Origin of the sequence: Acinetobacter sp. YH12052 (genome assembly GCF_013419835.1) — a bacterium.
Classification (GTDB): Bacteria; Pseudomonadota; Gammaproteobacteria; order Pseudomonadales; family Moraxellaceae; genus Acinetobacter; species Acinetobacter amyesii.
Genome location: NZ_VOZI01000007.1, coordinates 69,801 through 90,117, shown reverse-complemented (window position 1 = coordinate 90,117; position 20,317 = coordinate 69,801). Strand labels below are relative to the sequence as shown.

Here is a 20,317-nt window from a genome sequence, read left to right as displayed (position 1 = left end):
TAGCAGGAGGGATAAGTCATCGGTATATGTTATTGCTAGCCAGAGAAATGCACCATGTTAACCGCTTTCTTCATTTCCCTTGCTGTTGTTGCCCTGTCAGAAATGGGCGATAAAACACAATTACTTGCCTTACTGCTTGCTGCACGTTTTCGTAAACCCGTTCCGATCTTAATTGCAATTTTCCTCGCGACTGTGGTGAACCACGGGGTTTCTGCTGTGCTGGGTCAATGGATTACCACTGTTTTAAGTCCAACCGTTTTATTGTGGATCGTTTCTCTGGGCTTTATTGCTATGGCGGTGTGGATGTTGATCCCCGATCAATTGGATGATGAATCTGAAAGTATCAATAAGTGGCAAAAATATGGGGTTTTCGGCGCCACTTTCGTTTTGTTCTTCTTGGCTGAAATTGGAGATAAAACCCAAATTGCCACTGTTGCACTGGCTGCACGCTTTGACAGTATTGGCTGGGTGACTTTGGGGACGACGCTAGGCATCATGTTAGTTAATGCGCCAGCGGTATTTATTGGGAACAAGCTAGCTGAAAAACTACCGATTTCACTGATTCATAAAATTGGCGCCTTGGTATTCTTGGTGATTGGTTTGGCTGCGTTGGCACAACACTATTTATTTTAAATAATGATCTCACCATATTAAAAATACATGAAATCCTGAGTTAAAAACTCAGGATTATTTGCCAATAAATGAGACCCAATTCACTGATATTTCAGATAATATTGACTGAATATTTATTGTAAGTTTCCCTAAATAAATATATGTTATTCACCTATAGAATATATATTTTTTGATAAAAAATTTGGGGAATTGGAATGGCTTTCGAACGCACAACATCACAGGTACTTTATGATGATGGAAAGCATAAATGTATTAGCTTTACCAGTTTGGTAAAAGGCGAGGGCGTACAGGCGAACCAGTTCCTGATTTTGGATAATGAGCGCGCAGCGGTGCTCGATCCGGGTGGTGACTTGACCTATGTCCCACTGACTATGGAACTGAATAAATATACCCGTTTGACCAATCTTGACTATGTGATGGCCTCGCATCAGGACCCAGACATTATTACCTCGATGCCACGTTGGTTGGTTTATACCGAGGCCAAAGTGGTGGCATCTAAACTGTGGGCGCGTTTCTTACCACATTTAAACTCTGCATTTATGAGTGACCGCATGAAAGGCAACTGGTTGGATCGTCTGATCGAACTGCCAGATCATGGTCAGGTGATTCCATTAGGCAACAGTCATTTGGTGGCTGTTCCGGCACACTTCCTACATTCGGTTGGTAACTTCCAATTTTATGACCCGATTGCCAAAATTTTATTCTCAGGGGATATGGGCGCATCAATGGTGGACGATGCTTCTAAACCTTTAGAAAATTTTGCCGCTCATATTCCTAAAATGAAAGGCTTCCATCAGCGCTATATGTGTTCAAACAAAGTGATCCGTCTTTGGGTCAACATGGTACGGACGATGGATGTGGAAATGATCGTACCGCAGCACGGCACGCCATTTATTGGTAAAGAACAGATCAATCAATTCTTAGATTGGATCGAAACCTTGCAGTGTGGTGTCGATTTAATGGATGAAACAGTCTTTACTTGCCCAGTATAATGACTTGAAAATTCAGAAAAAATAATTGAGTTTGCAGATAACATTTTTTAATATTTTTTGTCCATAAAATAAGCTTTTAGATGACGAGAATAGATAAAAATGTTGTCTCAAATACCGACTCAGGATGCATGTTTAACCTGTGGAGCATGTTGTGCCCACTATCGCGTTTCTTTTTATTGGGCAGAAGGGCTGAATATGCCCGAACATTATACTGAGCCGGTTAACGCCGTGTATTCATGTATGGCAGGCACCAATCAAGCGCAGTCTCGTTGCATCGCTTTGGGTGGTGAAATTGGGCAAGCAGTGAGTTGTAGGGTGTACGAGGCTCGCAGTTCCACATGTAAAAGTGTGCAGATAGCTGATGAGCAATGTAATAAAGCACGCATCGCGCATCAAATGATTCCATTGATCAGTATTCCACTGCATGACGCTGAAAATGATGAAGATTTCGATCAAGTCAGTTAAGGCTTGAGTTCCAGAATAAATTTATTGAAATTAAGCGGTAGAGTCTTCGGATTCTGCCTATATTGCACAGGATGCTGACTAACCCTCAGTGTATTCTTGCTGAAAACAGCATATTCGATGGTTAATATTGAAAACTCCGTAAAGAATTGCCGCAATTAAAATGAAAATTGAACGGAAATTTGTATATAATGGCTCACGGAAATTACCAGCGAGACTGTTATGTTGACCATCGTTCAAGAAGCCCTAACCTTTGATGATGTCTTATTACTCCCTGCCTATTCTACTGTTCTCCCAAAAGATGTCTCTCTTAAGACACGTTTCACACGTGGCATCAATTTGAATATTCCACTTGTTTCTGCTGCGATGGATACTGTGACTGAATCACGTATGGCAATTGCAATGGCGCAAAACGGTGGTATCGGTATCCTGCATAAAAACATGGATATTGCTGCACAAGCTGCAGAAGTTCGCCGCGTGAAAAAATTTGAAGCAGGTATGGTGAAAGACCCAATTACCGTTACACCAGAAACGACTGTACGTGAGCTGATTGCTTTAACTCAAGCAAATAACATCAGCGGTGTACCAGTGGTGAAAGACGGTCAAGTGGTGGGTATTGTTACTGGTCGTGACACTCGTTTTGAAACCAATCTTGAGCAACCTGTTAGTAACATCATGACAGGTCATGATCGTTTGGTAACTGTTCGTGAAAACGAATCAAAAGAAAACATCCAAGCATTACTTCAAAAGCACCGTATTGAAAAAGTCCTTGTTGTAAATGACAACAACGAACTGAAAGGTTTAATCACGGTTACTGATTTCCGTAAAGCTGAAAACTATCCAAATAGCTGCAAAGATGACTTAGGTCGTTTACGCGTTGGCGCTGCAGTAGGTACAGGTGCAGAAACACCAAGCCGTGTAGAAGCATTGGTAGAAGCGGGTGTTGATGCGATTGTTGTTGATACAGCACATGGTCACTCTGCAGGTGTAATTGAACGTGTACGTTGGGTAAAAGCTAACTATCCACAAGTTCAAGTGATTGGCGGTAACATCGCGACTGGTGACGCAGCACTTGCATTATTAGATGCTGGCGCAGATGCAGTGAAAGTGGGTATTGGTCCAGGTTCAATCTGTACTACACGTATTGTGGCTGGTATTGGTATGCCACAAATCTCTGCGATTGACAGCGTTGCCAATGCACTAAAAGATCAAATTCCATTGATTGCAGACGGTGGTATCCGTTTCTCTGGTGATATGGCAAAAGCGATTGGTGCAGGCGCGAGTACCATCATGGTAGGTTCATTGATGGCGGGTACGGAAGAAGCACCGGGCGAAGTTGAATTCTTCCAAGGTCGTTACTACAAAGCTTATCGTGGTATGGGTTCATTGGGTGCGATGGCAGGTGCTACAGGTTCTGCTGATCGTTATTTCCAAGACTCAAAAGCAGGTGCTGAAAAGCTTGTACCAGAAGGTATTGAAGGTCGCGTACCGTACAAAGGCCCAATGGGTAACATCGTTCATCAAATGATGGGTGGTTTACGTTCATCTATGGGTTATACCGGTTCTGCGGTGATCGATGACTTACGTAAAAATGCACAGTTTGTCAAAATTACTGCGGCAGGTATGTCTGAATCTCACGTACATGACGTGACTATTACTAAAGAAGCACCAAACTACCGTGTTGGTTGATATTTAGTAGCTTTTAGCCGAAAAGGCCGTCATTAATATGACGGCCTTTTTGTTTTTGGTGTAAAGTATTTGCAGTAAAAAGTGATGATTAAGATCACCATTAAGAAGTGAGTACAACATGAGTTATTTTGGTACAGATGGCATTCGTGGCAAATTCGGTGAATTGCCTATTACCCCTGAATTTGCATTAAAACTAGGATTTGCCGCAGGTAAAGTATTAAAACAATACAGTAAAAAAGCAAAGCCCATCGTTGTACTAGGTAAAGATACCCGATTATCGGGCTATATTTTAGAGTCAGCATTACAAGCCGGTTTAAACGCAGCAGGTGTTTATGTTCATTTGTTGGGTCCATTACCTACACCGGCTATTGCCCATTTAACCCGTGCATTACATGCCAGCTTAGGCATCGTGATCTCGGCGTCGCATAATCCGTATTTTGACAATGGCATTAAGTTCTTCTCGAGCGAAGGTAAAAAATTGCCGGATGAAATTCAAGAAGCGATTAACAAAGAACTTGAAAATGACTTGGTGATCGAAGATCCTGCAAACTTAGGTAAAAGTGTGCGTGTAAAAGATGCCAATGGTCGTTATATCGAATTTTGTAAATCAACCTTCCCCTACCATTTTGACCTGACAGGCTTAAAAATTGTAGTGGACTGTGCCAATGGTGCAGCCTATAGCGTCGGTCCATCGGTATATCGTGAACTGGGTGCAAAAGTGATTGCGCTGTTTAACGAACCGGATGGTTTAAACATCAATAAAGACTGTGGTTCGACACATCCTGAGTTTTTACAAAAAGCAGTTGTTGAACATCAGGCAGATTTAGGGATTGCCTTTGACGGTGATGCCGACCGTGTAATTATGGTCGATAAAAACGGTCAGCAAATTACTGGTGACCATATTCTCTATATTTTAGCCACTCAAGCGAGTCAAAAACCTGCGGGTATCGTGGGTACTGTGATGAGCAATATGGCGCTTGAAATTGCTTTAGATCAAGCCAATGTGCCTTTGCTTCGTGCCAAAGTTGGTGACCGCTATGTTCTACAAGGCCTAGAAGAAAAGGGCTGGGTAACGGGCGGTGAGCCATCAGGTCATATCTTGACTTTGGACAAGAGCACCACAGGTGATGCGATCATTGCTTCACTTCAGGTGTTAACTGTGATGGTTGAGCAAGGTAAAGCTTTGCATGAATTGGTGGAAGGGTTTGAGTTATTACCAAATGTCTTGGTGAATGTTCGCTTGGCTGCGATGTTTGATCCCTACGCTGTACCTGCACTGGTGAGCGAGTTTGAAAAAGCTGAAGCTCAGCTTAAAGGGCGTGGTCGCATCTTGATTCGTAAATCAGGCACAGAGCCGGTGATTCGTGTCATGGTTGAAGGTAATGACCTTGAAGAAGTCACCGCGTTAGCAAATCATTTGGCCGATGCTGTTCGTGCCAATGCAGCTTAAATCAAGAGGGGAAATTGCATGAATGATGTGATTAAGGACTTAAGTGAACTGCGTTTAACTTATCAAAAAGGTGAGTTGCATGAAGATCAGGTGAAGCGTGATCCACATGAGCAGTTTTTATTATGGTTTAACCATGCCTTAGCAGCACAATTGCATGAACCCTATGCCATGTCTTTGGCGACGGCAAATGCCCAAGGTCGTCCGCATGTGCGGACGGTCTTGTTACGCGGTGCGACCCATTCAGGTTATGACTTCTACACCAACTATGACAGTCAAAAAGGCAATGATCTGCTCGATAATCCTTATGCAGAATTATTGTTTTATTGGCAAGAGCAGGAACGTCAAATTCGGGTCAGTGGTCATGTGGAAAAGATTTCTCTTGAAGAATCGACGGATTATTACCATAAACGACCGCGTGACAGCCAAATCGCAGCACACATTAGCACTCCACAAAGTGGTGTTATCGCCAGTCGTGAAGAATTACAACAGCGATTCCAAAATTTGCATGATCAAGTGGAAAGCAAAGACGTATTGGCGAAACCTGAGTTTTGGGGTGGCTATCGTTTAGTTCCGGATTATTATGAATTTTGGCAAGGCCGTCCGAATCGTTTACATGACCGCTTGAGTTATGAACAACAGGATGGTCAATGGGTTCTACAGCGACTAATGCCATAAATGTCTAAACTTTTAATTCAACAAAGACCCTATTTGACGCGCCCTGAAGATATTCAGGGCGTTGCGCCGTTTATTGCGGACTTATTGGCACGTCGCGGGGTTTCTTCCGCACAAGAACTGGAATTGAAGCTCAAGCATTTACATGCCCCGACCTTAAAAGGCATGCAGCAAGCTATAGAGTTGATCGACCAAGCCATTGATGCGCATAAAAAAATTGTCATTGTAGGCGACTATGATGCCGATGGTGCAACCAGTACTGCATTGATGGTCTTGGCACTGCGTGATATGGGCGCGGATGTTGAATATCTGGTTCCAGACCGTTTTAAGTATGGTTATGGCCTGACACCCGCCATTGCTGATTTAGCCTTCGTGAGTTTTACCCCAGATGTGCTGATTACAGTCGATAATGGTATTTCGAGCCATGCTGGTGTAGCACAGGCACAGGCGCATGGTATGCAGGTGATCATTACAGACCATCACCTGACTACGAAGGAAACACCACAAGCAGAAGCGGTGGTGAATCCGAATCAGTTGGGATGTGAATTTCCAAGTAAAGCCTTGGCTGGTGTGGGTGTCGCATTTTATGTGTTGGCCAATTTGGCCAGTATGCGTAAAAAAAATGCTAAATCCACAGCCAACCTCAGCCAATATTTGGACTTGGTGGCTTTAGGCACTTATGCCGATGTTGCAAGTCTAGATCTGAATAATCGGATCTTGATCGATGCTGGTTTGAAGCGGATTCAGCAAGGACTATGTCGTCCAGGGATCAGTGCATTATTGGATATCGCCGGCCGTGATCCCGCACAGTTAAAAGCACAAGACTTGGGCTTTGTGGTCGGCCCGCGACTCAATGCCGCTGGGCGGATGGAGACCATGGATATTGGGATTGAGTGTCTGATTGCGGCGGATTTAAGTACGGCTTATCCGATTGCGCAGCAGTTGAATCAACTCAATATTGAAAGACGCCAAGTCGAAGGGCAGATTAAACAGGAAGCTCTGGCCGAGTTAGAGCATATTCAGCTTGATCAGGATAACTTACCTGCAGCATTGATCATGTTTGAACAGCATTGGCATCAAGGGGTGATTGGGATTGTTGCAGGGCGTTTAAAAGAACAATTCCATAGACCTGCAATCGTCTTTGCTGCAGATGAAGATAGCGTACATATTAAAGGCTCTGCGCGTTCGATCGAAGGTATTCATATTCGAGACAGTATTGAGCGTATTGCTGAATTACATCCGCATTTGGTGAGTCATTTTGGCGGGCATGCTGCCGCGGCAGGACTAACCATTCAAAAGCAGCATTTTTCTGAATTTAAAACCGCTTTTGAAGCATTCATCGCTGCGCAAGATGAAAGTTTATTTCAGGCCACTATTTGGACAGATGGCGAATTGCCCGATTCGGCCATTAATGTCGAAACCGTCGATCTTTTGCAAAATTTAAGTCCATGGGGACAAAAATTTCCTGCACCGGTCTATGAAGGTCTATTTAAAATTTTAGATTATCGTTGGTTGAAAGATGTGCATCTGAAATTAAAACTTGCTTTAGATAATGGCTTAATGGTGGACGCAATTGCATTTAATGCGGCAGAAAAGTATGAATTTAATCCTATGCAAGATCAAATCCGCTTGGTCTACGAACTCGATAAAAATGAATTTAGAGGAAATGTCAGTGTTCAATTGAGAGTTCTACACTTGGCTCAATAAATTCTATTTTTACAGGCAAATAAAAAACCGCTCAGAAGAGCGGTTTTTTATGGTTTTGAATTCAATGGATTAGAAGCGGTATTTCGCTGCTACACCAAATGAATTGTAGTCATTGTTGCCAACTTCACCGAAACCAACACGACCTTCAAGGCTTACTTGTTGGTTGAAGAATTTACGTGCATTGATCCCTACTTCGTTACGATCAGTGACATCGTTGTTGTAGTAGTCAGCACCAACACTGAATGTTTTGTCGATGAAGTAATCCGCTGCTAGATTGAATTCATCTAGATCACCGAATGCTGCACCCGCTTCAAGGTTGATGTCTTTACCATTGCTTAAAGTTGTTACGTATTTAGCACGTAAAGTTGGATCTACGCCATCATCTTCATCGTTATCCCAACCTTTCACACCAGCTGCAACTAAGAAGCCTGGTGCAGGAAGATAACCGACTTCAGCGCCGTAGTAGGTTGTATCGTTGTCTACTGTGCCAAATGGAGTGTCAACTTCAACATTATTACGGCTTACATCACCAGATACATAGAAATCTGAGTTTGGTACGAAGTATTCGATACCAACGCCATAAGTATTGTCGTCAACATCGCCACGGTCAGCGAAAGTTGCATGTGCATTTACGTTACTTGCACGGTTTAAGAATGCAGCTTCTGCAAGAGGAGCGTTACGAGTTTGAACAGGGTTGAAGTAATAAGTACCGTTTACACCAAATTCACTGCCAGAGCTTCCATTATCTGGGTCGATGTAACCAGCTGAAGCGCCCACTTCTGCTTGATAAGCATGAGCTGTACCTGTAATAGCAAGTGCAGAAAGAAGTGCTGAAGCAATTGCGAGTTTTTTCATGGAAACTACCCCTCTAAATTGTTTGGCTAAATTTAATACATTTTTTGTTACAAGTTTTAGTCTAGAGAATTTTTAAAGATGGTCAATCGCTGCAAAGTTGCAGAACTGTGTATTCGGTAATTTTATGTAATTTTAATTATTTAAGATATTGAAAAATATATAATTATTATTAATGTTTTGTTTTATTAAAACTGTGTAGATATTATGAATTTGTAGATTATTTGGTCAACAACTGGACTTTTTTTAAAGTAAATATTACATCGAAAAGAAAAAAGCACCTCAAATTTGAGGTGCTTTTTTAATGCACATTCCTAATTCAAACGAAATTAGAAACGTAAAGTTGCATTGATGTTGAACGCTTGAACGTCATCACCAAAACCAACTTGACCACCGATTGCTAGGTTCGGGTTAAGGAAGTATTTTGAACGGATAGCGAAGTAATCCGTGTCTTCATCACCATCATCTTCGATGTTGTAAGATGCACCAATGCTAAAAGCTTGGTCGAAGTAGTAGTCTGCACCAATCGTAACAGAGTCTAAATCACCAAAAGCGCCATCTGCCTCTAGGTTGATGTATTGACCATTGTTCAAAGGCGCAACATATTTTGCTTTAACAGCAAAACGGTTGTCTTCGTCTTCATCATTGTCGCCTTGATAGCCATCAATACCAACAGCAAGTAAAAGGTTAGAGACAGGTAAATAACCTACTAATGCGCGGTATGTTGTTGAATCATAGTCCTCGCTTGCTGAAATGCCAGCAACTTTTACTTCAGCTTTTTCTTCTTTGTAGCCTAATTCACCATTAAAGTAGAATTGTTCAAAGAAGTATTCAGCACCTAATGAAATATGGTGGCTGTCATATTCTGCTTTGCCTGCAAGCGGACCTGAAACAGGAAAATAATCTGATACATCTACTGTTTTTGTATCTAAATATTGATAGCTATATTTAGCATAAATATTGCTGTTATGACCTAAAAATGCAGCTTCGTTTAATGGGCCATTTTTAGGGTTTACTGAGTCTAAATATAACGTGCCTTGTAAGTTGAACAATCCGTTTGAATCTACGATGTCATTGTCCCAATCTGTATAAGTAAAACCGCCATCAACTTGACCATCATAAGCAAAAGTTGATGAAGTGATAACAGCTAACCCTAGTGCAAGTAATGTCTTTTTCATAAAACCCTCGAAACATTATTGTTGTAAAAAAAATGTAATAAATAGTAATGCGAGCGTATTGTTCATATTATGTGCATTGAAGTCAATGATTTGGATGATCAATCTGGCTGAAACTGTGCAAATGCTCTGTGATATAATAGGCGGCTATTTAAGCCAAATTTTTTGATTGAGAGTAATTCACGTGGAAATTAATCCGTATCTATTACAGCTAAAAGACTTAAACGACCGTGGTCAAACATTACGGGGGTATCTTTGACTACGATCTGAAAAAAGAGCGTTTAGAAGAGGTTCTACGTGAGCTGGAAGACCCAGCAATTTGGAATGATCAAAGCCGTGCGCAAGCAATGGCAAAAGAAAAAGGTGAACTCGAAAACGTCATTAACGTGCTCGAAGGGCTTTCAACTCAACTAGAAGATGCCCAAGCGATGCTGGATCTTGCGGTTGAAGCAGAAGAAGAAAGCTTACTTGTGGATGTGCAAGCAGAGTTAACTTCAGCGGAAGCAGAACTTGCGAAATTAGAATTCCGTCGTATGTTCAGTAATCCGATGGACCCGAACCCATGCTATGTCGAAATTCAAGCAGGTTCAGGTGGTACTGAAGCACAGGACTGGGCATCGATGTTACTACGTATGTATCTACGTTGGATTGAACGTCATGGTTTTAAAGCAGAAGTGATGGAAGAGTCTGATGGTGATGTGGCAGGGATCAAGTCTGCAACGATCCGTGTAGAAGGTGAGTATGCATATGGTTGGTTACGTACAGAATCTGGCGTACACCGTTTAGTCCGTAAGTCACCTTTTGACTCGGGTAACCGTCGCCATACTTCATTCTCAGCGGTTTTTGTATCGCCTGAAATTGATGACAATATTGAAATTGAAATCAATCCTGCTGATGTTCGTACTGATACCTATCGTGCATCTGGTGCGGGTGGTCAGCACATTAACAAAACAGACTCTGCAGTACGTTTAACTCACGCTCCAACAGGGATTGTGGTGGCATGTCAGAACCAACGTTCACAGCACGCCAACCGTGACCATGCTTGGAAACAGTTACGTGCAAAATTGTACGAACTTGAGATGCAAAAACGTAATGATGCGGCACAAGCGTTGGAAGACACCAAGTCAGATATCGGTTGGGGCAGCCAAATTCGTTCATACGTTTTAGATGACTCGCGTATTAAAGACTTACGTACCAGTGTGGAAAGTTCAAACACCGGCGCGGTACTTGATGGTGATTTAGATAAGTTTATTGAAGCCAGCCTCAAACAAGGTTTGTAATTTAAATTTATATAGAAAACAAAGTTCTATCTGTTTTTGATCATCATATCTAAAAAAATCGATATAAAAATCGAAAAAATACGATATAGTGTGTTCAAGATGCTGAATAGAACTTTGTTGTCCAAATTTTTATTTAATTAAACCCGTTTAAATTATGGATATTGATTTAATTTTTAAAGCACTTGCCAATCCGACTCGACGTCAAATCTTGGAATGGTTGAAAACACCTGAACAATTTTTGTCAGAAGAACAATGTGGCGGCTTTAATCGTGGTGTATGCGCTGGCAATATCGAAAAACTCGGTAATGTTTCGCAGTCTACGATGTCTAATCATTTGTCTGTGTTACAACAGGCGGGCTTAATTCAAGCCGAGAAATATGGTCAATGGTCGTATTTTTCGCGCAATGAAGAACTCATTCAGCAATATATTGATTATCTGCAGAACTCACTTTAAATCATTTTTCGCATTTGAAGTGTTAGGCGAGACATATATGGCTGAACTTAATACTCCTCTCATTTTGGGTGATTTACACCTCAAAAATCGCGTTGTAATGGCGCCACTAACCCGTAGTCGTGCAACCATTGACCGTGTTCCAACGCCGATGATGGCTGAATATTATGCACAGCGTGCAAGTGCTGGATTAATCATTTCAGAAGCAACAGTTATTTCAGAAGCAGCAAATGGCTATTTGCAGACGCCGGGTTTATTTACCGATGCTCAAGTTCAAGGCTGGAAACTGGTGACCCAAGCCGTACATGAACAGCAAGGTTTAATTGTGGCGCAATTGTGGCATGTCGGTCGTGTCTCTCATCCCGATCTTTTGGATGGTGATACACCGGTGTCTGCCAGTGCGGTACAACAGGCAGGCTATGTCAGTCTGCTTCGCCCAAAACGCGAATATGTCGTGCCACGTCCATTAGAGATTGCAGAAATCAAAAGCATTGTTGAGCAATACAAACAGTCTGCAATCAAAGCCAAAGAAGCCGGTTTTGATGGTGTGGAATTGCATGCGGCCAATGGTTATTTGATCGATCAATTCCTACAAAGCAAAACCAATTTACGTGAAGATGAGTATGGTGGTTCTGTCGAAAACCGCGCACGTTTATTGCTCGAAGTGGTGGATGCGCTGATCGAAGTGTGGGGAGCAGGTCGTGTAGGTGTGCATCTTGCGCCGCGTGGTGATGAACACGACATGGGCGATAATGATCCACGTGAAACCTTTGGCTATGCCTTAGAGCAGTTGGGGCAACGGAAGATTGCATTCTTCTTTACCCGTGAATATCTGGCGGATGACAGTATTAGTGACTATCTGAAACAGCGCTCAAATGGTGTGCCGTACATTGCCAATATGCGTTTAAGCCGTGAAGATGCCGTTGATTTATTGGCCTCAGGTAAAGCCGATGCGGTGTCTTTTGGTAAAGCCTATATTGCCAATCCAGATTTGTTTGAACGTTTGCTGGCGAATGCTGCACTGAATGAATTGCAGTTGGAAAATATGATTGGAACTGATGTAGCCGAAGGCTATATTGATTATCCAAGCATGAAAAATAAATTTGGTTCAGGTCGTTCAACCTATTAATCGACACTTGAATATGCATTATCCATTAACATGTGGATAATGCTCTGATATATTCTGCCGATTCAAACCGTTTTTGAGCGTAATAATTTGACTACTCCTTTTTGGTATAACGCAGCTTTGGCGCTGATTAAACCGCTATATCAATGGCGCATCAAAAAACGTGCTGAAGATCTCCAACTATATCAGCAAGAGTGTCTTGAGCGCTTTGGGCCATTTCAGCCGGTTAAAAACCGCAATGCAATTTGGTTTCATGTGGTTTCCGTAGGAGAAACCAACGCTGCACAGCCGCTGATTGAACATTATCTCAAAGCAGGTCATCCGGTCTTAGTTACCAATACCACCAAAACCGGACAAGCGCGTGCGAAACAATTATTTTTAAAAGCACCGTATGAATCGCTGTTTCAAGCAGTGTATCTGCCGGCAGATCAAAAAAAATTAGTCCGTCGTTTTATCGAAAAATATCAACCGAAAATGTTGGCTCTGGTCGAAACTGAACTCTGGCCAAATTTGATGATTGAAGCCGATCAGGCCAATGTTCCGTGTTTATTGATTAATGCCAGATTATCTGAAAAATCGGCGAAGGGTTATGGCAAAGTCCCGAGTTTGACGCAGCCGATGCTAAAGAGTTTGAAACAATTATTGGCGCAAGATCAGGCAACTTTAGCGCGATTTATTGAATTGGGTGCAAACCCGCATACCAGTCAGGTCGTGGGAAGTATCAAATTTGATATTCATGCGCCCGATAGCTTTGTGCAACAAGCAGCGCAGTTACGAAAAGATTGGGATTTGCAAGGCCGTAAAATCATCACCATTGCCAGTACGCATGCACCCGAAGAACAAAAACTGCTCGCGGCACTGCAGCCGATTTTGCAACAACAGCCTGAGCTGTTATGTATAGTTGTACCACGTCATCCTGAACGCTTTGATGAAGTTTTTGTAGAAGCGCAGAAACTGAATTTACGTACACAGCGCCGCAGTTTAAAGCAAACGATTCAGCCTGAAACGCAAGTGTATTTGGCAGATAGTATGGGTGAGTTATGGCTTTGGCTGGCAATGAGTCAGGCCTGCTTTGTCGGCGGGTCTTTAAATGAACCGGGCGGTGGACATAATATTTTGGAACCTATCGCGCTGCATGTCCCGACAGTATTAGGTCAGCATTATTTTAATTTTCAAACCATTGTGGATGAATTTGTAGCAGCTCAGGCGGTTGTGGTTGTGCAGGATTTTGAGCAGGCGGCTAGTGCATTGGTTGAGATCATTCAAAATACTGCGAAAGCTCAGGCTTTAAATGATGCAGCTCAGCTGATTATGCAAAAGAATACCGGGTCGCTGCAAAAGCATATTCAGGTGATTGATCAGTACCTTTGATTTTTCAACCATGATTTAAATTGGTTGATGCTTTAAATAGATAAATGAATAGGCTCGACAGAGTCTTACATTTAAGATTTGAAGAAAGGGGTTAGCCTTCGGTTAGAGGTACTCTTACGAAACGTTGTTTCTCATTAGGTAAAATGAGATGCGAAGCTTCGCAAGGAAGCCATCTTGCGGTGCAATGCAGCTCACGACAAAACGCGTCGATTTTTTATGTCTAACAAATAATCGCTGAAACTCGAGTGATTCTATTGAGTGTTGCCTTGAACCGTTGTGGATGACGTTTTCGTGTATCCAATTGAGCTGGGTAAGAGAATTTTTATGAACATCGTCCTGCTTGACCCACGTCAAACTGAATCTGAACTGTGGAGTATCAGTGCCAAACGCCAAATTGAGCATTTAAAAACCCATGTCGATGTACAAGTGGGCGATACACTCAAAGTCGGGATTCGGGAAGGAAAACGCTATTTAACCCAAATCGTCAGTATGGCGGATCACTGCATTCAACTTAAAGCTTTACAAGAAGAAGAAGTACCAGCAAAGCATCCCGTGACTTTAATTGTGGCGATGCCTCGTCCGAAAGTGTTACGCCGTCTGATCATGGATGCCGTCACTTTAGGTGTAGAAAAAATCATTTTGCTGCACAGTTATCGCGTGGATAAAAGCTATTGGCAGACCCCATTTTTACAGCAGCTCGATCACTATGTGACGTTGGGTTTGGAGCAGGCAGGTGACACCATTGCGCCCAAAATTGAATTGTATAAACGCTTTAAACCCTTTGTGGAGGATGTTTTACCGAGCATGATTTCATCGGACTATCCCGCTTATGTGGCGCATCCTTATGTTGAAGATGTGATGCCCGCAGGGATTCAACATGGATGTACGATCATTATTGGACCTGAAGGTGGATTTATCCCTTATGAGGTGGATTTACTCATAAAAAACGGCTGCCAAGCAGTCAGCTTAGGCAACCGAATTATCCGTACAGAAACTGTGATTCCGTACGTTTTAGGGCGATTATTTAGCTGTTGAAGCTTCTGCCTCAGCTTGATCACCACGGTAAACTTTCACTTCCTGTACAGGGTACGGAATTGAAATACCATTTTGATTGAATGCTTGGATAACGTGTTCTTGCACTTCACTGATTGAGTTCGCAGTAGTGGTTTCAGTGGTATCTACCCACCAACGGACATTCAGATTGACTGAGAAATCAGCCAAAGCATTTACGTTTACGGTAAATGCAGGCTGGCTCAAGATGGTTGGATCTTTGTCCAAAATAGCCAAAACAATGTTTTTAGCTTTTTGAATATCATCTTCATAACCAATACCCACCACAAATTCACAACGACGACGTTGATAAGCGGTATTCACCGTTACCGCACTGGTGTAAACAGTCGCGTTTGGAATCACGATACGACGACCATCTGGAGAACGTAGGAAGGTTGCACGGATCTGAATATCTTCAACCGTACCTTCCATTCCTGACACAATAATGTCGTCACCGATTTTGAACGGTTCACCGAGGAGAATCAAAATACCCGACAGTAAGTTCTGGAAAATATCTTTAAACGCGAAACCGATTGCAACCGAACCAATCCCCAAGGCACTCATGAGCTGACCCGGTGTGAAACCAGGGATCGCAATGACCATCGCAATCAGGAAACCGAAGAACATAATGGCTGAGCTACCCACACGGTTCAGGATCAAAACTAGATTTTGTTTTGAGTAAGAACGGTCAGTGAGCGCTTTACGAACAAAGAATCTAAAGAGTTTAGACAGTAGATAGAAGATCGTAAAAACAATTAATGCGATACAAATATAAGGCAGGCGTTCCCAAAATCCATCGACAAATTTATCGATCGTTGAGTATGCGTCATTATATTTAGAGGTATGTTCCAGCACGGTTTGTGCAGTTTTTTCAGTTGCCTCTTGCAAAAGTTGAGTCGTGCCTTGAGTGACATCACTCAAGGCATTTTCTTTTTCAGCCACGAGTTTTCCAAATGTTCAGATTTTTCGCTATTTTGCCTGAAATTAGTGGCGAAAATAACCCTCATTTACAGGCTTGCGAACAGATGTATCAAAATTCAGACAGGCTCAAATTCGGTCAGTGGCTTAGAAGTATTCAGTACCTTGTTGAATGATTTCTGTCGGCGATTCAATTTCACCGCTACCCATCATATACGAGGTGATGCTACCTGTAGCCAAGAGCGACAAGACACTGATTAAAATCATCAACCATGCCAGAATTTTTTCCCAAACGGCAGCAGGGCGTGGCGCGCCGTATTGATTTATGGTCGGTGTACCTGAGGCTAATAATAAATATAGGATAAAGAAAAGATTGATCACGGGGATAAATAATAATAGTAGCAACCAACCGGCTTTATTGAGGTCATGCAGCCGACGCACGACAAAGACACAATAAAAATAAATGTAGAGAATAATAATCGCCAAATAGGCGAGGCCAGATACCCCGGTGAATATGCCAACAAATTGCTCATTTAACGCCATGGTATTGATGTTGAAAATACCCACGGCAAGGCTTAAAGCGATTAAGGCAAAAAAGCTGATGATATTGAGAAAGCCATACCAACCAATCATGCTCAGTCGACCAAAACGTCCATCAGGTTTCAGGGGATTGTCCGATGTAGTGGTCGTCTGACGGGAAAAGAAAGAAGAGTCATTGGTATTCATGCTTGGGTCAACTCAACGTATATGAAAGAATAAAAAAGCGGAGTGCTGAGTAAAATTACCTTTGCAGTATAGGTTTAATTGAACTGGTCAGATACTGAATTAAAACATGTTTTTGTTGAAATTTTGCTTATAGATGTGCTTTAAATGGGAAAGAATAATACGACCAAAGCATGATTGCTGCGATTAAAAATTAATCGTCATACTGCTGTGATGCAGGAATTATAAAAGTAGAAATGTGGCATGGCATCTCGTGATGAGATGAATCAGATCAAGGAAAATACAATATGAAAGAGATCTATACAGTACCTGAAAGTTTCAAAAAAACCGCACGCATCAACGAGTCGGAGTACTTTGAGCGTTATCAAAAATCGATTGAACAACCAGATGAGTTTTGGGCGGAGCAAGCGCAAAAGATCGATTGGATCAAACCGTTTACCCAAGTTAAAAATACCAATTTTAAGCAAGATGATTTCAAGATTGAGTGGTTTGCTGACGGTGAACTGAATGTCAGTGCCAACTGTCTCGATCGACATTTAAAAGAACATCCACATAAACCAGCCATTATTTGGGAAGGAGATCATCCTTCACGGCATAAAATTATTTCTTTTGAAGAACTGCATGATGAAACTTGCCGTTTTGCCAATGTGTTGAAAAAACATGGTGTGGGCAAAGGCGACCGTGTGGTGTTGTATATGCCAATGGTGCCAGAAGCGGCAATTGCGATGTTGGCCTGTACCCGAATTGGTGCTGTACACTGCGTAGTTTTTGGCGGTTTCTCACCAGACTCATTGGCAAGTCGTATTGATGATAGTCAGGCGAAAGTCGTGATTACTGCGGATTGTGGGATGCGTGGTGGTAAGCCAATTCCACTCAAAGAAAATGTCGATCTTGCACTCGACATCGAAGGCACATCTTCGGTTCAAAATGTCATTGTGGTGCACCGTACAGGTAATCCGATCGAAATGAAAGCGGATCGTGATTTGTGGTATCACATGGAAATCATGTCGGTTAATGATATCTGCCCACCTGAACCCATGAATGCCGAAGACCCGCTGTTTATTTTATATACATCAGGTTCAACTGGAAAACCGAAAGGCGTATTGCACACCACGGGTGGCTATTTGACCTATGTGAATTGTACTTTCCGTGAGGTTTTTGACTTAAAACAAGATGATGTGTTTTGGTGTACCGCAGATGTCGGATGGATCACTGGGCATTCATATGTATTGTATGGCCCATTGTCGAATGGTACTACGACCGTGATGTTTGAAGGGGTGCCGCAATATCCAAGTTGGGCACGTACGGGACATATTGTCGATAAACATAATGTCACTATTTTATATACGGCACCGACTGCAATTCGCGCCATGATGCGAGAAGGCGATGCCTTTGTCCGAGAAAGTGACCGCAGTAGTTTGCGTTTATTAGGTTCGGTGGGTGAACCGATTAACCCAGAGGCATGGAATTGGTACTACACCGTGGTAGGTGAAAGCCGCTGCCCAGTGGTGGATACATGGTGGCAAACAGAAACAGGTGGTTTCATGATTACGCCATTGCCGGGAGCAACTGATTTAAAACCGGGTTCGGCGACGCGTCCATTCTTTGGTGTACAACCTGCGATAGTGGATGCTGAAGGCAATGAGCTTGAAGGCGCCGTAGAAGGCAATTTGGTGATTAAGGATTCTTGGCCGGGACAAATGCGAACCATTTGGGGTGATCCTGAGCGCTTTATTGAAGCCTATTTCTCCACTTATCCGGGGACGTATTTTACAGGTGATGGCGCACGTCGTGATGAGTCTGGCTACTATTGGATTACGGGCCGTGTGGATGACGTCTTGAACGTTTCAGGGCATCGATTAGGAACGGCTGAAATTGAAAGTGCGTTGGTTGCGCATGATGCTGTGGCAGAGTCTGCGGTGGTGGGTATGCCGCATGATATTAAAGGACAGGGGATTTGCGCCTTTGTCACCCTACAAGCAGGGACAGCTGAGACGGATGAGTTACGTCAGGAACTGGTGGCTTGGGTACGAAAAGTCCTTGGACCAGTGGCAACGCCAGATGCACTGCATTGGGCGCCAGCCTTACCAAAAACCCGGTCTGGTAAAATCATGCGCCGTATTTTAAGAAAAATTGCGGCCAATGAGCTGGACTCTTTAGGCGACACTTCGACCTTGGCAGAGCCTCAAGTGGTTGAACATTTGATTGCGACGGTTTATCCGAAGGCATAAGCAACTTGAGCGTGAGTGATAGCGTTCTGATGAAAGTTCACTATCGCTCATGCGATGGGTTATTAAGGTAATATTTAACGTCCTTTCTCCTATAAAAGTTTATTAGGATGAAGGGACGTTCATGATGCATTTTATCCATCCTAAATACGACGTATAAAATGATCAAATTATAAGTCGCCTGAATCTTGGTGACTTAGATTTCATGAGATATAGATTTTACAGATATAGACTGCAGGCATTGAGATAAGCTGAATGCCTCTACTTTGTTAAGCTAAAACTGTAACAGAATAATCAGACAGACATATGAACGCTTCAACTCCATTGACTCAAGATCCGATCGATATTGCCCAAAAACTGGCGGCAGAATTTGCCACGACGGCTGCTCAGCGTGATAAGCAGGGGGGAAATCCCAAAGCTGAACGTGATTTGATTCGTCAAAGTGGTTTGCTTGCACTTTCCATTGGAAAACAATACGGTGGACAGGGGGCAGATTGGCTGACGATTTTTAAAACCATTCAAACCATTGCTCAAGTGGATAGCTCATTGGCGCATGTTTATGGTTTCCATCATTTATTGATTGCAACGGTACAGTTGTTCGCGCAGCCAGAGCAATATGGCCCGTGGTTTGAACAGACTGCACGTGAGCATTTGTTTTGGGGCAACACCCTAAACCCTTTAGACCGCCGTACTACAGCGACGCAACTGTCTGAACATGAATATGTGTTTCATGGCGATAAAAGTTTTTGTTCGGGTTCCATGGATTCAGACATTTTGCTGTGTTCTGGCTTCAATGAAGATGGAAAATTATTGATCGGGGTGATTCCTACAGCACGTGAAGGCATCAGTTTTCTCGGCGATTGGGACAATATGGGACAACGTCAAACCGACAGTGGAAGTAGCCATTTTGAACAAGTTAAAATTTCCAAAGATGAATTACTACTGAACCCAGGGCCTTTGAGTACGCCGTATTCCAGCTTACGTCCGTTGCTTGCACAGTTGATCTTTGTGCATATGTTTTTAGGGGTGGCAGAAGGGGCTTTTGAAACAGCAAAACAGACGGTTCAAAACCAAAAAGCGTGGTCAAAATCATTGGCTGAAAATGCAGTGAATGACCCATTTATTCAAAAGCATTTTGCTGAGTTTTATGTGCAATTAGAAAGTGTACGTTTATTGGCAGATAAAGCGGTTCAACGTTTGCAAGGGGCTTGGGAGATTGGTGAAGCTTTGACGGCGGAACAACGTGGAGAAGTCTCTATTGCGATTGCAACAGCCAAAATTGCAGCCACCAATAGCTCGCTGTACATTACGCAAAATATTTTCCAAGTGATGGGCGCACGTGCCACGACGGCCAAACTGAATTTAGACCGCTTCTGGCGCAATGTGCGTACCCAAACCTTACACGATCCGATTGATTATAAATATCAGGAAGTTGGTGAATGGGTGCTCACAGCCAAAGTGCCAGACCCAAGTTTTTATTCTTAAACGTATATTGCACATGAGCCAATAAAAAGCCTCCGAAAGGGAGGCTTTTTTGC

At 42.7% G+C, this 20,317-nt stretch carries 18 protein-coding genes; 14 read left to right on the top strand and 4 right to left on the bottom strand.

Going from position 1 to position 20,317, the window contains the following annotated elements:
• The first annotated feature begins 54 nt into the window (after nucleotides 1–54).
• The 7 genes from FTU06_RS06800 to recJ all read left to right on the top strand — a co-directional run bounded on the left by FTU06_RS06800 (nucleotide 55) and on the right by recJ (nucleotide 7,605).
• On the top strand, nucleotides 55–633 hold the full coding sequence (locus tag FTU06_RS06800; RefSeq protein ID WP_078190565.1) for a TMEM165/GDT1 family protein: 579 nt from the start codon (nucleotides 55–57) through the stop codon (nucleotides 631–633).
• Between the two features lie 194 nt (nucleotides 634–827).
• Nucleotides 828–1,625 (top strand): MBL fold metallo-hydrolase, encoded by a 798-nt coding sequence (locus FTU06_RS06795; RefSeq protein WP_180049745.1) that lies wholly within the window; start codon nucleotides 828–830, stop codon nucleotides 1,623–1,625.
• Nucleotides 1,626–1,724: 99 nt separating this feature from the next.
• Nucleotides 1,725–2,090: a YkgJ family cysteine cluster protein gene (locus FTU06_RS06790; protein WP_180145702.1), complete on the top strand. Its 366-nt coding sequence runs from the start codon at nucleotides 1,725–1,727 to the stop codon at nucleotides 2,088–2,090.
• Between the two features lie 219 nt (nucleotides 2,091–2,309).
• A complete protein-coding gene (gene guaB / locus FTU06_RS06785; RefSeq protein WP_078190562.1) occupies nucleotides 2,310–3,776 on the top strand; it encodes an IMP dehydrogenase in 1,467 nt (488 codons plus the stop codon).
• A gap of 118 nt (nucleotides 3,777–3,894) precedes the next feature.
• Nucleotides 3,895–5,226, top strand: coding sequence for a phosphoglucosamine mutase (gene glmM, locus FTU06_RS06780; RefSeq protein WP_078190561.1), 1,332 nt, complete (start codon nucleotides 3,895–3,897; stop codon nucleotides 5,224–5,226).
• 18 nt (nucleotides 5,227–5,244) lie between these two features.
• Nucleotides 5,245–5,901, top strand: coding sequence for a pyridoxamine 5'-phosphate oxidase (gene pdxH / locus FTU06_RS06775; RefSeq protein WP_180145699.1), 657 nt, complete (start codon nucleotides 5,245–5,247; stop codon nucleotides 5,899–5,901).
• Entirely contained in the window at nucleotides 5,902–7,605 is a 1,704-nt protein-coding gene (gene recJ / locus FTU06_RS06770; RefSeq protein WP_180145696.1) for a single-stranded-DNA-specific exonuclease RecJ, read from the top strand.
• Between the two features lie 69 nt (nucleotides 7,606–7,674).
• Here recJ and FTU06_RS06765 read toward each other — a convergent pair whose 3' ends face one another.
• The gene (locus FTU06_RS06765; RefSeq protein ID WP_078193204.1) at nucleotides 7,675–8,460 is read right to left on the bottom strand and encodes a putative porin; all 786 of its coding nucleotides are present in this window, start codon (nucleotides 8,458–8,460) and stop codon (nucleotides 7,675–7,677) included.
• Between the two features lie 326 nt (nucleotides 8,461–8,786).
• Nucleotides 8,787–9,635 (bottom strand): putative porin, encoded by an 849-nt coding sequence (locus FTU06_RS06760; RefSeq protein ID WP_180116813.1) that lies wholly within the window; start codon nucleotides 9,633–9,635, stop codon nucleotides 8,787–8,789.
• A 181-nt stretch (nucleotides 9,636–9,816) separates the two neighbouring features.
• Between FTU06_RS06760 and prfB the strand changes: the two genes are divergently transcribed.
• The 5 genes from prfB to FTU06_RS06735 all read left to right on the top strand — a co-directional run bounded on the left by prfB (nucleotide 9,817) and on the right by FTU06_RS06735 (nucleotide 14,895).
• Nucleotides 9,817–10,912 (top strand): peptide chain release factor 2 gene (prfB, locus tag FTU06_RS06755; RefSeq protein ID WP_168379411.1). Its coding sequence is split into 2 segments (ribosomal slippage): nucleotides 9,817–9,888 and nucleotides 9,890–10,912, totalling 1,095 coding nucleotides; the frame shifts between segments, so codons are not numbered across the junction.
• A gap of 154 nt (nucleotides 10,913–11,066) precedes the next feature.
• A complete protein-coding gene (locus FTU06_RS06750) occupies nucleotides 11,067–11,366 on the top strand; it encodes a helix-turn-helix transcriptional regulator (protein ID WP_078190555.1) in 300 nt (99 codons plus the stop codon).
• A 37-nt stretch (nucleotides 11,367–11,403) separates the two neighbouring features.
• Entirely contained in the window at nucleotides 11,404–12,492 is a 1,089-nt protein-coding gene (locus FTU06_RS06745; RefSeq protein WP_180145694.1) for an alkene reductase, read from the top strand.
• Nucleotides 12,493–12,579: 87 nt separating this feature from the next.
• On the top strand, nucleotides 12,580–13,860 hold the full coding sequence (locus FTU06_RS06740) for a 3-deoxy-D-manno-octulosonic acid transferase (protein ID WP_180145692.1): 1,281 nt from the start codon (nucleotides 12,580–12,582) through the stop codon (nucleotides 13,858–13,860).
• A 324-nt stretch (nucleotides 13,861–14,184) separates the two neighbouring features.
• The gene (locus tag FTU06_RS06735; protein WP_180145689.1) at nucleotides 14,185–14,895 is read left to right on the top strand and encodes a 16S rRNA (uracil(1498)-N(3))-methyltransferase; all 711 of its coding nucleotides are present in this window, start codon (nucleotides 14,185–14,187) and stop codon (nucleotides 14,893–14,895) included.
• Here the strand turns inward: FTU06_RS06735 and FTU06_RS06730 are convergent.
• On the bottom strand, nucleotides 14,881–15,852 hold the full coding sequence (locus FTU06_RS06730) for a mechanosensitive ion channel family protein (RefSeq protein ID WP_180145686.1): 972 nt from the start codon (nucleotides 15,850–15,852) through the stop codon (nucleotides 14,881–14,883). The genes FTU06_RS06735 and FTU06_RS06730 overlap by 15 nt on opposite strands.
• A 123-nt stretch (nucleotides 15,853–15,975) precedes the next feature.
• A complete protein-coding gene (locus FTU06_RS06725; protein ID WP_180145682.1) occupies nucleotides 15,976–16,554 on the bottom strand; it encodes a DUF805 domain-containing protein in 579 nt (192 codons plus the stop codon).
• Nucleotides 16,555–16,838: 284 nt separating this feature from the next.
• Here FTU06_RS06725 and acs point away from each other — a divergent pair, with 284 nt between their 5' ends.
• The gene (acs, locus tag FTU06_RS06720) at nucleotides 16,839–18,782 is read left to right on the top strand and encodes an acetate--CoA ligase (RefSeq protein ID WP_180145679.1); all 1,944 of its coding nucleotides are present in this window, start codon (nucleotides 16,839–16,841) and stop codon (nucleotides 18,780–18,782) included.
• A gap of 303 nt (nucleotides 18,783–19,085) precedes the next feature.
• On the top strand, nucleotides 19,086–20,264 hold the full coding sequence (locus FTU06_RS06715) for an acyl-CoA dehydrogenase family protein (RefSeq protein WP_180145676.1): 1,179 nt from the start codon (nucleotides 19,086–19,088) through the stop codon (nucleotides 20,262–20,264).
• Nucleotides 20,265–20,317 lie beyond the last annotated feature (53 nt).